General features: G+C 71.0%; 14 protein-coding genes. 11 read left to right on the top strand and 3 right to left on the bottom strand.

Annotated elements, in window-relative coordinates:
• Positions 1 to 5 precede the first annotated feature (5 nt).
• Complete coding sequence (locus B6R96_RS00625) at positions 6 to 1568, bottom strand: flavin-containing monooxygenase (RefSeq protein WP_081521163.1); 1563 nt, start codon at positions 1566 to 1568, stop codon at positions 6 to 8.
• A gap of 10 nt (positions 1569 to 1578) precedes the next feature.
• Complete coding sequence (locus B6R96_RS00620) at positions 1579 to 2475, bottom strand: class I SAM-dependent methyltransferase (RefSeq protein WP_030390263.1); 897 nt, start codon at positions 2473 to 2475, stop codon at positions 1579 to 1581.
• Between the two features lie 205 nt (positions 2476 to 2680).
• Here B6R96_RS00620 and B6R96_RS00615 point away from each other — a divergent pair, with 205 nt between their 5' ends.
• From B6R96_RS00615 to B6R96_RS00605, 3 genes are read left to right on the top strand one after another with little or no spacing between them, the layout of a single operon-like run.
• On the top strand, positions 2681 to 2935 hold the full coding sequence (locus B6R96_RS00615) for a hypothetical protein (protein ID WP_030390264.1): 255 nt from the start codon (positions 2681 to 2683) through the stop codon (positions 2933 to 2935).
• An 11-nt stretch (positions 2936 to 2946) separates the two neighbouring features.
• Positions 2947 to 3933, top strand: a complete 987-nt coding sequence (locus B6R96_RS00610; RefSeq protein ID WP_030390265.1) for a 3-oxoacyl-ACP synthase III family protein — start codon at positions 2947 to 2949, stop codon at positions 3931 to 3933.
• Positions 3930 to 4682, top strand: a complete 753-nt coding sequence (locus tag B6R96_RS00605) for an SDR family NAD(P)-dependent oxidoreductase (RefSeq protein WP_030390266.1) — start codon at positions 3930 to 3932, stop codon at positions 4680 to 4682. Before B6R96_RS00610 ends, B6R96_RS00605 begins: the two co-directional genes overlap by 4 nt.
• 205 nt (positions 4683 to 4887) lie before the next feature.
• Here the strand turns inward: B6R96_RS00605 and B6R96_RS00600 are convergent, their stop codons facing one another.
• Positions 4888 to 5790 carry an AfsR/SARP family transcriptional regulator gene (locus B6R96_RS00600; protein WP_063760539.1) on the bottom strand — a complete coding sequence of 301 codons (903 nt, stop codon included), beginning with the start codon at positions 5788 to 5790 and terminating at the stop codon, positions 4888 to 4890.
• A gap of 327 nt (positions 5791 to 6117) precedes the next feature.
• Between B6R96_RS00600 and B6R96_RS00595 the strand changes: the two genes are divergently transcribed.
• The 8 genes from B6R96_RS00595 to B6R96_RS00560 all read left to right on the top strand — a co-directional run bounded on the left by B6R96_RS00595 (position 6118) and on the right by B6R96_RS00560 (position 13805).
• Positions 6118 to 7329 (top strand): aminotransferase class I/II-fold pyridoxal phosphate-dependent enzyme, encoded by a 1212-nt coding sequence (locus tag B6R96_RS00595; RefSeq protein WP_030390268.1) that lies wholly within the window; start codon positions 6118 to 6120, stop codon positions 7327 to 7329.
• A 79-nt stretch (positions 7330 to 7408) separates the two neighbouring features.
• Positions 7409 to 8662, top strand: a complete 1254-nt coding sequence (locus tag B6R96_RS00590) for a beta-ketoacyl-[acyl-carrier-protein] synthase family protein (protein ID WP_053705371.1) — start codon at positions 7409 to 7411, stop codon at positions 8660 to 8662.
• On the top strand, positions 8659 to 9507 hold the full coding sequence (locus B6R96_RS00585; protein WP_051779855.1) for a MaoC/PaaZ C-terminal domain-containing protein: 849 nt from the start codon (positions 8659 to 8661) through the stop codon (positions 9505 to 9507). Before B6R96_RS00590 ends, B6R96_RS00585 begins: the two co-directional genes overlap by 4 nt.
• Positions 9504 to 11129: an AMP-binding protein gene (locus tag B6R96_RS00580; protein WP_081521162.1), complete on the top strand. Its 1626-nt coding sequence runs from the start codon at positions 9504 to 9506 to the stop codon at positions 11127 to 11129. The genes B6R96_RS00585 and B6R96_RS00580 overlap by 4 nt, the downstream gene beginning before the upstream one ends.
• A complete protein-coding gene (locus tag B6R96_RS00575; RefSeq protein WP_030390272.1) occupies positions 11126 to 11383 on the top strand; it encodes an acyl carrier protein in 258 nt (85 codons plus the stop codon). The genes B6R96_RS00580 and B6R96_RS00575 overlap by 4 nt, the downstream gene beginning before the upstream one ends.
• 53 nt (positions 11384 to 11436) lie before the next feature.
• A complete protein-coding gene (locus B6R96_RS00570) occupies positions 11437 to 12486 on the top strand; it encodes a hypothetical protein (RefSeq protein ID WP_081521161.1) in 1050 nt (349 codons plus the stop codon).
• Positions 12479 to 13360, top strand: coding sequence for a tryptophan synthase subunit alpha (gene trpA / locus B6R96_RS00565; protein WP_081521160.1), 882 nt, complete (start codon positions 12479 to 12481; stop codon positions 13358 to 13360). The genes B6R96_RS00570 and trpA overlap by 8 nt, the downstream gene beginning before the upstream one ends.
• A gap of 70 nt (positions 13361 to 13430) precedes the next feature.
• Positions 13431 to 13805 (top strand): ectoine synthase, encoded by a 375-nt coding sequence (locus B6R96_RS00560; RefSeq protein ID WP_030390275.1) that lies wholly within the window; start codon positions 13431 to 13433, stop codon positions 13803 to 13805.
• Positions 13806 to 13826: the final 21 nt, after the last annotated feature.

Raw genomic sequence — 13826 nt, 5'->3', positions numbered from 1 at the left:
GTCTCCTACTGGTGAGGTACCGGCTTGGTGCTGCGTACCTGGGAAGCGAGCTGGTACTCGCTCAGGTCGAGGCGCTTGGTGCCCCGGCGGAAGCGCCAGGTGTACGTCGGGAAGATCGAGGTGTTGCGGCCGTTCGCGTCGAGGTACCAGCTCTTGCAGCCGCCCGACATCCAGACCGTGCCCTCCAGATGCCGATCGAGCCTGCGGTTGTAGGCGTCCTGCGCCTCCTGCCGGACCTCGATACTGGCCAGGCCCCGCTTCTCGACCTGCTTGAGGGAGTCCACGACGTACTGGACCTGCGCCTCGATCATCACCGTCTGCGAGGAGTGACCCAGCGCCGTGTTCGGACCCAGCAGCATGAACAGGTTCGGGAACCCGGCCACCGTCGTACCGCGGTGCGCGGACATCCCGTCCTTCCACACCTCACGCAGCTGCGCCCCGCCCCTACCCCAGATCCGCCGCGCCACCGGACGGTCGGTGGCCTGGAAACCGGTACCCAGGATGATGGTGTCGACCTCGCGCTCGACCCCGTCCGACCCCACGATCGACTTCGCCCGGACCTCGGCGATCTGGTCCGTGACGATCTCCACATTGGGCTGCTGGATCGCCGGGTACCACGTGTTGGAGAACAGCAGCCGCTTGCACGCCACCAGGTAGTCGGGCGTCAGCCGCTTGCGCAGCGCCTCGTCCGCCACCGACTTCTCCAAGTGGTCGCTGGCCATCTTCTGGACCTTCTCGGCCAGCTTGGGCCGCTTCCAGAAGAACGCCAGGATCTCCCGGCCCCACATGTTGAAACCCCGCCGGAACTGCTGGTAGCCCGGCAGCGAACGCAGCATCGCGGTGTGCCGCGCACTGTTGACCTTGTCCGGCTTGGGCCCGATCCAGGCCGGCGTGCGCTGGTACAGGTCCAGGTGCCCGACCTCGGGCTGGATCGCCGGCACGAACTGGATCGCCGAGGCCCCCGTACCGATCACGGCGACCCGGCGGCCGGCCAGGTCGTGGTCGTGGTCCCAGTTCGAGGAGTGGAAGACCTTCCCCTCGAAGTCCGCGAGCCCCTTGATGTCCGGTACGGCCGCCTCACTGAGGTAGCCGGTACCGGTCACCAGGAACTGCGCGGTGTACTGGCCCTGGGAGGTCTCGATCCTCCAGTGCCGCTCGCCCTCGTCCCAGCGGGCGGCCTCCAGCTCGTGCCCGAACCGGATGTGCGGACGCACCCCGAAACGGTCGGCCGTGTCCCGCAGATACGCGAACAGCTCGTCCCGCGAGGCGAACGTCGACTTCCAGTTCGGGTTCCGGGCGAAGGAGAACGAGTAGAGGTGGGACATGACGTCGCACGCACAACCCGGATAGCTGTTGTCGCGCCAGGTGCCGCCGACCTCGTCGGCCCGCTCGAACACCAGGAAGTCGTCGATGCCCGACTGCAGCAGCCGGATGGCGGTGCCCAGACCCGAGAAGCCGGTGCCGATGACCGCGACCCGCAGATGCCGGGTCGGGCCACCGCCGCCGGGACGCTCCTCGGTGCCCGTACGTGCCCCGCCGTCCTTGGCCGGTTCGAGAATGCTCGTCACGTCAACCTCCTTAACGGCGCGTGATGGTGACGCGGAAGTTGTTGAAGAACTTGTCCTCGAGCGTGTACGCGAAGATGTCGAGGTAGCGCTCGAACCGCGAGACGACCTCCTCGCCCTCCAGGGCCACGGCCTCGTCCCGGCGCTCGGCCAGCAGCACCAGCCAGGCACGGCAGGCCATCGCGAACGACTCCCGCTCGTTGACGATCTCGTCGATCTCGAAGAGACCCTCCGCGGCGGCGGACAGCTCGCTCAGGTGCGGAATGTGGCAGCCCTCGAACTCCGAGCGCTGCAGGAACTTCAGGTCGTCCAGCAGCGCCCGGTTCATCGGCAGCGCCTCGGCGGTCATGGTGTGCAGCACGAACTTCGCACCCGGGTTCAGGGCGTTCGCGACCTGCTGGAAGAAGTACCGGTAGCGCTTGGTGCGCTCCTTGGGCGGCAGGTTGGAGGACACGAAGTGCTCCAGCGCGTTGATGCAGAACGCGGCGTCGTACTTCTCGCTGTCGTCCGCGACCTTGTAGTCGGCCCAGCTCTGCACCAGCGTGGTGATCCGCGGGTTGTCCAGGCCGGCGATGAACGCCTCCTGCGTGCGCGACAGGGTCAGACCGACGGCCTGCTCCGCACCGTGCACCGTCGTCAGGCGGTTGAGCATCGTGCCCCAGCCGCAGCCGATGTCCAGGACACGCCCGGTACGGCCGGCGGCGACGCCCGCCAGCTCGGCGAACTTGTCGAGCTTGCGCTCCTGGGCCTCGTCGAGAGTGGCGACCAGGTCCTCGCCGTCTTCCCAGTAGCCGCCGGAGTACATCATCGTGGGGCCCAGCAGGAGCCGGTAGAAATCGTTGCTGACCTCGTAGTGGTGCCTGATCGCATCGACCTCGGGGTCCACCGACTTGGGGGCGACCGTTGTCATCCTGATCCTCTTTCCTGCGTGTCCGGCGGGCCTTGATTTCCGAATTCGCGTCGAGAAAACCGGATCCCCCGCAAGGTGCGCGCAAGACGGTCCGCCCACACGGACCACGACCGTGTTGCGGCTTCCTTGCGGGGGCCCGGATTTCATCACTCTCGAAAACCAGACACGCACTGCCGAGTTGCATTGCCGAGAGAGGACCGACCCCATGTCGCTGCCCACCATCGAAGAACTGGCGAGCCAGCTCGAGGCCGTCTCGGGTGCCGCGGAGGTCAGCCCCGACGCCCCGCTCCAGCACATCGCGGACGTCGACTCGCTGGACCTGATGGAGTGGCTGTACGGATTCCAGAACCAGTACCCGCACATTCCGGCCGACGAGTCGCTCTTCGCCGACCTCGACGACACGACCACCCTGCGTGACGTGTACGCGAAGATCGTCGATCTCGTCCCGGCTCAGGCGTAGCGAGGGGTGACGTGACCGGCTTCGACATCACCGGGTGGGGCATGTCCGTACCCGAACGCATCGTCACCAGTGCAGCCCTCGCCGAACGTTTCGGCGTCGACGAGCACTGGGTCGTCAGCCGCTGCGGCATCCGTGAGCGGCGGGCGGTCGACCCGGGGCAGACCACCGCCTCCCTGGCCGTCGAGGCCGGCCGGCGCGCGCTGGACAAAGCGGGCCTGACCGGCGCCGACATCGCCCACCTCATCGTCGCGACCGCCACGCCCGAGCAGCCGTCCCCGGCGACCTCCGCGTTCGTCCACCACGAACTCGGCATCGCCGGCAGCGCGCACGACGTCAACTCCGAGTGCGCGGGCTTCGTCTACGGGCTCGTGTCCGCCATGGCACTGATCGCCATCGACCCCCGGCCGATCCTGCTGATCGGCTCCGACACCCACACCCTGACGGCCAACCCGGCCGACCGGGACCTGTCCATCCTCGTCGGCGACGGCGCGGGCGCCATCGTCCTGCAGCCGGGCCCGGAGAACCGCGTCAAGGCGTGGAACCTGGGCGCCGACGGGGCCTGCACCGGCTCCCTCAAGGTCCTCGCCGGCGGCAGCCGCATGCCCACCACCCAGGAAACCCTGGACGCGGGCCTGCACTACGCCCAGATCAACGGCAACGAGATCTACCTCAACGCGGTCCGCTACACCGTCCGCACCGTCCGCGAGACGCTGGAGAGCGCCAAGGTGGACGCCGCGGACATCGACCACGTCGTACCCCACCAGGCCAACATCCGGATCATCAACTCGATCCTCTCCCACACCGGCCTGCGCCCCGAGGCGCTGATCACCAACCTCCAGAAGTACGGCAACACCGCCTCGGCATCGATCCCGATCGCCCTGACCGAGGCACTGGAGGAAGGCCGGATCAAGTCCGGGGACAAGGTCCTGCTGGCCGGCTTCGGAGCCGGCATGACCTGGGGTTCGATCCTGATGGAGTGGGGCGGTGTCGCGGCATGAGCAAGAACGGTGCGGGCGTACGGCCCGCCTCCCCGGTCGCGCTGGTGACCGGCGCCTCGGGCGGCCTCGGCCAGGCCCTGGCACTGGAACTGGACGCGCTGGGCTGCCGGGTCGCCGTCCACTACAACAGCTCCCGGCAGGGAGCCGAGGCCGTCCGGGAGAAGCTGACCAACCCGTCCGTCCTGGTCACCGGCGACGTCGGCTCGTGGGAGGCCACCCAGGCCCTCCACGCGCAGATCTCGGCCGAACTCGGCCCGGTGGACGTCCTCGTCAACAACGGGGCCATCCGCAAGGACAGCCTCATGGCGATGCAGAACCCGGCCGACTGGGCCCAGGTCATCCAGACCAACCTGATCGGCTCCTTCCACACCGCCCGGGCCTCGGTCCCGTACATGCTGCGCCAGCGCTGGGGCCGGGTGATCAACATCGTGTCACCGTCGGGCATCATCGCCACCGCCGGCCAGACCGCCTACTCGGCCTCCAAGGCCGGACTGATCGGCTTCACCCGCACCCTCGCCTCGGAGTGCGGCCGCCGCGGGGTGACGGTGAACGCACTCTCACCCGGCTTCATGATCACCGGCATGACCAACACCCTGCCCGACCGGGTCATCGAGGGCATGGAGGACAAGGCCCCCATCCCGCGGTTCGTCACCGTCGAGGAAGTCGCCCGCAGCGTCGGCCTCTTCCTCGACCAGGACTGCATGACGGGCCAGGTCATCAGCATCGACAGTGGCGTGTCCATCACCTGATCCCCCCGCCGCTCCCCTCCGGCCCCGGCCTCCTCCTCCCCCCGGAGGAGGCCGGGGCCGCCCCCCGTCCCCCCCGACACACCCGCACACCCGCACCCCCGCACGCCTGCGTGCGGGGGTGCGCGCGTCCGTACGCGCCCAAGCGTGCGGGCACACGGAGCCGCCGCCGCGCACCTGCGCGACGGCGGCTCCCGCACACCCGGGGTCAGGCAGCGGGGGAGGACGACATCCGGTGCGTGACACACCCGTGGTCGGCCAACGAGCACGGACGCGGCACCGGCATCCGGTGATCCACCTCGAACACCCCCATCAACACCGGGTCCAGACACGTCTGCTGACGCACCGCCGGCCGCGGCTCGGGCGTCCGAAGAAGCTCCAGGTACGCCGCCTCCGTCTCGGGCGCCGGATCGATCCCCAACTCCTCCGCCAGCACCTCCCGCAACTGCTGATAACTGCGCAGCGCCTCCGCCCGGTTGCCGGCCCGGGTATGGGCCGCCATCCGGCACCGGTACGCACTCTCCCGAAACGGAGCCCGGCGCACCGCCTCCTCCGCGTACCGCAGCGCATGATGCTCGTCACCCAGCGCCGACGACGACAGACTCGCCGTCTCCAGCGCCTTCAACCGCAGCTCCTCCAACTGCTCGCGCATCGCATTCACCCACTCGCCCTCGTGCGAGGGCAGGAACGAGCCGCGCAGGTTCGACACCGCGCCGGCCGCCAACTGCTGGGCCACCGCGTACGCCCCCTCCGCGTACGCCTCCGCGGCCTCGGCCAGCGCGGTCTCCGCGACCTCCACGTCCACGGCCGCATCATCGGGCACCCGCAGCAGGTAGCGGCCGCCCTGCGAGACCAGGGGAGTGGCCCCCGGAGCATCCTGCGGCGTCGTGACGAACGTACGCACCCGGCTCACCAGGCTGCGCAGCGCCGACGCCCAGGTGTCCGGCAGCCCCTCGGGCCATACGGTCTCGGCCAGTTGGTCACGGTCGGTACCGCCCGCCCGCTCCAGGAGCAGCCGGGCGAACGCGACCTGCGCCTGTGCGCTCGAGAGGTGTTGAGGCGGTGCTCCGTCCGGCTCGATCGTGACAAGACCTATGAGTCTGATCAGCACTATGCACACTCCGAAACGGTCGGCTTCCGGCCGTGTCCCCCAAGTCCGTGCGATTCAGAGGATACCGGCGGGCCTTCTCGGCATGTCAACAGCGGCCGATGAACATTCCCATCCGAATGAAACCCGAGGTCCGAGCATTCCCTTTCGCTTTTCGAGCACCACTGCGGTCCGGGTGCAGTACCGGTGCAGTCCCGCTGCAGTCCGCCTCTTGCGCTGCTATTGCGCCCCCCGAGTCTTAATGGAATTCCACTAGAGCCCGGCCGGAGAAACGGCAGGGGCATCGATGGAGTTCCGGGTCCGCCGGACGATCGCGACGAGGAGAAGCACGTGAACGCATCCGCTGCCTGGGACCGCCTCGAGCCGAAGCTGGCCTACTTCCGCGACCGGGTCCGCTCCCTGGAGTACGAACCCAACCGCAAGAACAGCTTCGTGGCCTACACCGCCGAACGGGACTCCGCCTACGCGGACCAGGACGGCCGGCGCCTGCTGATGATGTCCGGCTACTCCTACCTCGGACTCGCCGGCGACGAGCGCGTCGTCTCCGCCGCCAAGGCCGCCGTCGACCGCTACGGCACCGGCAACCACGGCGTACGCGCGCTGGCCGGCACGACCCCCCTCCACGAGGAACTGGAGGCCGAGGTCGCCAAGGTCGCCGGCCGCGAACGGGCCCTGGTCTTCGGCTCCGGCTACGCCGCCAACGTCGGCACCGTCGGCGCCATCGTCGGCCCCGGCGACACCGTCTTCATCGACAAGTACGACCACGCCAGCATCGTCGACGGCTGCAAGCTCTCCGGCGCCACCGTCACCCGCTTCCGCCACAACGACGTCACCCACCTCGAGCGCCGCCTCGCCGCCGCCCCCGACACCGGCGTCCGCCTCGTCATCGTCGACAGCGTCTACTCCATGGACGGCGACATCGCCCCCCTGGTCGACCTGCGCAAGGTCTGCGACGCCCACAACGCCCTCCTGATGGTCGACGAGGCCCACGCCCTGGGCGTCATCGGCGCCACCGGCAAGGGCATCGAGGAGCACTTCCACTACGAGGCGAAGGTCGACATCAAGCTCGGCACCCTCTCCAAGGCCATCCCCTCCATGGGCGGCTGGGTCGCCGGCTCCGCCGAACTCGTCCACCACCTGCGCTACGCCGCCCGCCCCTTCCTCTTCTCCGCCGCCCTCGGCGGAGCCCAGACCGGAGCCGCCCTGGAATCCCTGCGGATCATGCAGCGCGAACCGCAGCGCGTGGAGTTCATCCAGCGCGAGTCCGCACGCTTCCGCAGCATCCTCAACCAGGCCGGCATCAGCACCGTCGACAGCGAGACCGCCGTCGTCCCGGTCATCGCCGGATCCGACGAATCCGCCTACGACCTGGCCACCGCCTACCGCAAGAACGGCGCGATCGGCCTCCCGGTGGTCACCCCCGCCGTCCCCAACGACCTGGCCCGGCTGCGCATCGCCATCACCGCCGCCCACACCACCTCCGACATCGACTTCGCCGCCGATGCCCTCATCACCTCGGCCCGCGAGTGCCGCATCATCTGACCGCCCCGCCGGCCACCCCCCGCGCACCGCGCCCACCGCGCACCCCTCCATACGACTTCGTCCGCCTCAGGGAGCAGACATGCCTTCACCGTCCAGGGGCAGTACGGCCAGGCCGCCCGTAGCCATCACCGGCATGGGCGTGGTCACCCCCGGCGGGTGCACCCCGGACGAGCTGTGGCACACACTGCGCGCCGGCCGCTCCACCGCCGCCCACCTCACCCACATCGACCTCAGCCGCCACCGCGTCCGCATCGGCTGCCGGGTCCGCGGCCTGGACGGCCTCGCCGGGCTCGTCCCCGCCAAGGAAGCCCGCCGGATGGACCCCTTCGCCCACTACGGCACCGCCGCCGCCCTCGCCGCCCACCGCGACGCCGGAGCGCCCACCGCCGAAGCCGGCCGCACCGCCATCGTCGTCGGCAACGCCGTCGGCGGCCGCGCCACCAGCGACCTGGAGTCCGCCCACTTCACCGAAGGCGGCCCGGCCCGCGTCAACCCGCTGATGCCGCTGATGACGATGCCCAACGCGGCCGCCGCCCAGATCGCCATCCGGCTCGGCTGGACCGGACCGGCCCTGACCGTCGCCAACACCTGCGCCAGCGGCGCCGACGCCATCGGCCACGCCCTGATGCTCCTGCAGACCCACCGCGCCGACCTCGTCATCGCCGGCGGCACCGAACACACCCTCACCCCCGTCACCCTGGCCGGCTTCGGCAACCTCAGCGCCGTCTCCTTCCGCAACGACGACCCCGAGCACGCCTCGCGCCCCTTCGACAAGGACCGCGACGGATTCGTGATGGGCGAGGGAGCCGGATTCGTCGTCCTGGAACGCCTGGACGACGCCAGGGCCCGCGGCGCGAAGACCTACGGCCTGGTCGCCGGATACGCCGCCACCGCCGACGCCCACCACCTCGCGATGCCGCTGCCCGACGGCGCCGGCGCCGCCGCCGCCATGGCCGGAGCCATCGCCGACGCCGGCCTCGACCCCACCGACATCGTCCACGTCAACGCCCACGGCACCTCCACCCCCTACAACGACCGGTCCGAAGCCGCCGCCCTCACCAAGGTGTTCGGCACCGCCCAGCCACCGGTCACCGCACCCAAGTCGGTCATCGGCCACCTCATCGGCGCCGCCGGCGCCGTCGAACTCATCGCCACCGTGCAGGCCATGCACCACTGCGAGGTGCCACCCACCGCCAACCACGAACAGCAGGAGCCAGGAATGGACATCGACGTCGTCCACGGCGCACCCCGCGCCGTGCGCCCCGGACCCGCGATCACGAACTCCTTCGGATTCGGCGGCCACAACTCCTCCGTGGTGGTGACGCCGGTATGACGACCCTCTCCCTGCCCTCCCCGGTCCGCACGCTCACCGTCACCGAACCCGAGATCACCGACTACCGCGGCGCCGCCCGCCGCTCCCTGCCCACCGCCCGCCCCGGCCAGGCATCCCCCGTCCACACCTTCGTCCTCGCCCACACCGTGGCCGAACAGACCGTCGCCGCACTGACCGCGGCCGAACCGGGCCCCGTATCCGTCGTCCACCTCGGCCAGGACATCCGCACCCTGCGCCCGGTCCGCCCCGGCGAGCAGGTCACCGTGACCCTGGACGTCCTCGGCATCCGCAAGGAGGCCCGCGGCGCCCGCATCGCCCTGCACATCCGCCTGACCGGCGAGGACGGCCCCGACCCCTTCGCGGAACTGGTTATCTCCGCCCTGCTGGTCGGCGCGACCCTCCTGGAGCCCTTCGGCGACATCTCGGGCGGCCCCGCCGCCCCCGCCCCGCTCGGGACCGGCGAGCCGCAGAGCGCGGTCCACGCCCTGACCACCGACTGGATCACCACCTACGCCCACGCCTCCGGCGACCTCAACCCCATCCACCTCGACGAGGACGCCGCCCGCGCCGCCGGCTTCGACACCGTCATCGCCCACGGCATGAGCGTGGTCGCCCTCGCCGTCGAGGAGGCCACCGACCGCTTCGCCGCCGGCGACTCCGCCCGCGTCCGCGGCCTGGGCTGCCGCTTCTCCGCCCCCGTACCCCCCGGCATCCCGCTGGAGATCACCCTCCAGCCCGACGCCGAGGCCCGCGTCGTCCGCTTCACCTGCAAGACCCCCAAGGGGGCCGCCGTGAAGTCCGGCTGGATCGAGTTCGCCGACCCCGCACCGGGAGGCCCCCGATGACCGCACCCCGCACCCCCCGCACCACCCCCGCAGCCCCCGGCCGCACCGCCCCCACCGTCGAACTCGGCCTCCTCGGCGGCTTCCTGACCCAGGTCCGCGACCGCCCCCATGCCACCGCCCTGCTGTTCAACGGCCAGGAGACCACCTACCGCGAGCTGTACGAGCTCGCCGGCCGCGAACGCGACCGGCTCGCACACCTGGACCTCGCCCCCGGCGAACCGGTCGGCATCCTCGCCGACAAGTCACCCGCCGCCCTCGCCCTCGTCCTGGCCTGCCTGCTCGCCCGACGCCCCCTGCTGCTCCCCTCCCCGGCCCTCGCCGACACCCTCCTGGCCGACCTCTTCGCCCAGGCCGGCTGCGCCACCGTCCTGGCCCCCGACGGGCAGAGCGCCCGCGTCACCCCCAACCCCGAGGTCACCGCCCGGCCGCTGCCCGCCGCCGAGGCCGCCGAAGTGGCCTTCATGCTCACCACCTCCGGATCCACCAGCCTCCCCAAGATCGTCCCGCTGGGCCTGGACGCCGTCGACCGGTTCACCCGCTGGGCCGGCCACACCTTCCAGATCACAGCAGGCCGCACCGTCCTGAACTACGCCCCCCTCAACTTCGACCTCTGCCTCCTCGACGTGTGGACCACCCTCGCCCGCGGCGGACGCGTGGTCCTCGTCGACCCCGCCCTGGCCGCCCACGGCCGCCACCTGCGCGACCTGGTCCTGCACCACAAGGTCGACATCGTCCAGGCCGTCCCCATGGCCTTCGGACTCCTCCAGGACGCGGCCGCCAAGACCGGCGACACCTTCCCCGGCGTCGAACACGTCATGTTCACCGGCGACGCCATACCCGAGCGCACCCTCGCCGCCCTGCCCCAGCTCTTCCCCCACGCCCGCATCCACAACATCTACGGATGCACCGAGACCAACGACAGCTTCATCCACGAGGTCGACACCGCACCGGCCGCCCACCCCACGACACCCGTCCCCATCGGCCGCCCACTGCCCGGCGTACGCGCCCTGATCATCGACCCCGACACCCACACCCCCGTCCAGGGAGCCGGCAGCGGAGAACTCTTCGTCTCCACGCCCTTCCAGACCCGCGGCTACCTCGACCGCACCCGCCACACCGACAAGTTCACCGGCCACCCCCTGGGCCTGGACGACCGCCGCTGGTTCCGCACCGGCGACCTCGTACGACGCGACGACGCCGGCACCCTGCACCTGACCGGACGCACCGACTTCCAGGTCAAGGTCCGCGGCGTCGCCGTCAACACCGCCGAGATCGAACGGATCCTGCAAGAACACCCCGACGTCCTGGAAGCCGGCGTCGCGGCCCTGCCCGACCCCATCGCCGGCAAACGACTGGTCGCCGCGGTCCAGCGCGCCCCCGGCACCACCCTGACCGGCCTGCAACTGCGCACCCACTGCGCCCGCCACCTGCCCAGGGCCGCCGTCCCGCACCAACTCACCGTCACCGAACAGCCCCTGCCCAAGACCGCCACCGGAAAAGTCGACCGCAAGCAACTCGACCGACTCGACCGGCCGGCCCCCACCACCGGCAGCACCACCGGCACCACCCGATCCACGCCCGCACCCGTCGCCACACCTCTCGCCGAAGGAATCCCGTCATGAGCAACATCGACACCATCAAGAACTTCGTCATCACCGAGTTCCTCCCGGGCACCACCCCCGCCGAACTCGCCACCGACCACGACCTCCTCAACGACGGGGTCATCGACAGCCTGGGCGTCCTCAAGCTCATCGCCTGGGTCGAGGACCGCTTCGAACTCGCCATCGGCGACGCCGACCTGGACCCCAACAACTTCCGCAGCGTCGAGGCCATCGACACCTTCATCACCGCCTCCCGGCGCACCGCGGCCGCCTGACCCGCCCACCACCGACCGACCCCGACCCGACGCAGACGAGACGGAGACCGACCGTGCACGACGCACTCACCGGCCTGCTGGAACAGCGAGCCCCGGTCGGCCGCGAGACCTGGCGGTCCTGGTGGGACCAGCTCGGCGACGGCGGCCTGGACCAGGCCCAGGTCGTCGCCCTGCTGGCCTCCCTGACCAGCCGGCTCCCCGACCACCAGACCCTGCGCCACCTGCTGGACTCGCTCGCCGAGCGCCGCCCGGCAGCCCCCGCGACGACCACCGCCTGGGAAGGCACCGTGAACGTCGTCGGCACCGGCGGCGGCCCCAGGACCTTCAACATCTCCACCGCCTCGGCCTTCGTCGCCGCCGCAGCCGGAGTCAAGGTCGTCAAAACCGGCTCCCGCGCCTACACCAGCTCACTGGGCTCCGTCGACCTGCTGGAGCGGCTCGGCGTCCGTCTCACCTCCTCCCACGCCCAGACCGAGGACACCCTCGCCACCCACGGCATCGCCTTCGCCGGCCCGTTCGTCTACCCCACCCAACTGACCCGGCTGGCACGGACCGTGGCCCCCCACAGCATGAAACCCTTCGGCCGGTTCCTGAACGCCCTGGGCCCCTTCCTCGCCGACCTCCCGGTGACCGCCCAGGTCACCGGAGTCTCGGCGGCCGCCCCCCTCGACACCCTGCGCCACCTCGCCCGGACCACCACCACCCGCCGCATCTGGCTCACCTCCAACGACACCGGCGCGGACGAACTCCTGCCCTTCGCCACCAACACCATCCACGGCGAGAACTCCCTGACCCGCATCATCCGACCCGGCGAACTCACCCCCGGCGACGGCTCCTTCGCCGACCTGCGGCCGGCCACCGACCCCACCGCCGCCGTCGCCCACTTCCTCACCGTCCTGGCCGGCGACGCCGGCCGCGTCGCCACCCGCACCGTCTGCCTCGGCGCCGCCGCCCTGGTCGTGGCCTCCGGCACCCGCCGCGACTGGCTCTCGGCCGTCTCCGTCGCCGAGGACGCCATCCGCTCCGGCGCCGCCCACGCCCTCGCACAACGCCTCGCCACCGCCCCGGCCCCCACCCGCACCCTGGCGGTGACCGGTGCCTAGCCCCACAGCGCCGGCCCCCACGGCGGGGACGGACACCGCCCCGACCACCACACCGGCCCCCGCCCCCTTCTTCACCCGCCGCACCCCCGACGGACCCCCCGCACTCGCCCTCTTCCTCAACGCCGGCGACCCGCCCCTGCCCGTCCTGCGCGACCTGGTCCTCATGCTCGACGAAGAGGGCGTGGCCTGCCTCGAACTGGCCGTCCCCTTCCCCGACTCGGTCACCGACGGCCCCGTCATCCGCCGCTCCGCCCGCCGGGCACTGCAAGCCGGCGGAGCCGACCTGGACGACGTACTCGCCTTCATCGCCGACGTACGGCCCCACCTGAAGCACCTGCGCATCGCCCTGCTCGCCGACTGGAGCCACTCCCTCAAACACCGGGACCTGGCCACCACCACCCGCGAGATCGCCGCCGCCGGCGCCGACGGACTCCTCCTGCACGCCCTGCCCCCACGGCTGCGCACCACCCACCTGGAAACAGCCGCCGCCGCCGGCCTGCCCGTCGTCACCACCTGCTACACCCAAAGCCCGCCCGCCACCCAGGCCCAGGCCGCCGCACAGGCCTCCGCCTACCTCTACCTCGTCGCCCACTACGGACGCAGCGGAACCGCACCCGCCACCGGCCACGCCGCACTGGCCCAAACGGTCACCGCCCTACGGGCCCACACCACGTCCCCGATCGCCGTCGGCTTCGGGGTCAGCACACGGCAGGACGTCCAGGCCGTCGGCGCCGCCGGCGCCGACGCCGCGATCATCGGCTCCGCCGCGGTCGCCGCCGTCGAACGAGCCCTGGAAACCGGCACCGACACGGTCGCCGCCTTCCGCACCTTCGTCCGGCAGATCCTGCCCGAACCACCGCACCGAACCGCCTGACCGGCGGGAACACGATCTCCACCCCTCATCCGAACCATCCCGTGCACCACCCTCACACCAGGAGACTGCCATGATCGTTCGCGACATCGAGTCCGTGAAGACCGTCGAGTGGGGCAACGGCCTCAGCCGCCGCTTCCTCCTCGCCGAGGACGGCCTGGGCTACTCGCTCACCGACACCACCGTCCTGGCCGGCACCAAGTCCCGCCTGGAGTACGTCAACCACCTCGAGGCCTGCTACTGCATCGAGGGCTCCGGCGAGGTCATCGAACTCGACGGCACCTCCCACGAGATCGTCCCGGGCCGCATGTACGCACTCGACCAGCACGACGCCCACTACCTCGTCGCCAGCCCGCACGAGGACCTGCGCCTGGTCTGCGTCTTCTCACCCGCCCTGCGCGGCGACGAGGTCCACAGCCTAGACGCCCACAGCTCCTCCGCCTACTGAGGCACCCGATGCAGCACCCAT

Source organism: Streptomyces sp. Sge12, assembly GCF_002080455.1.
In the GTDB taxonomy this organism is placed as follows: Bacteria; Actinomycetota; Actinomycetes; order Streptomycetales; family Streptomycetaceae; genus Streptomyces.
This window is presented reverse-complemented; position numbering and strand designations above follow the sequence as displayed.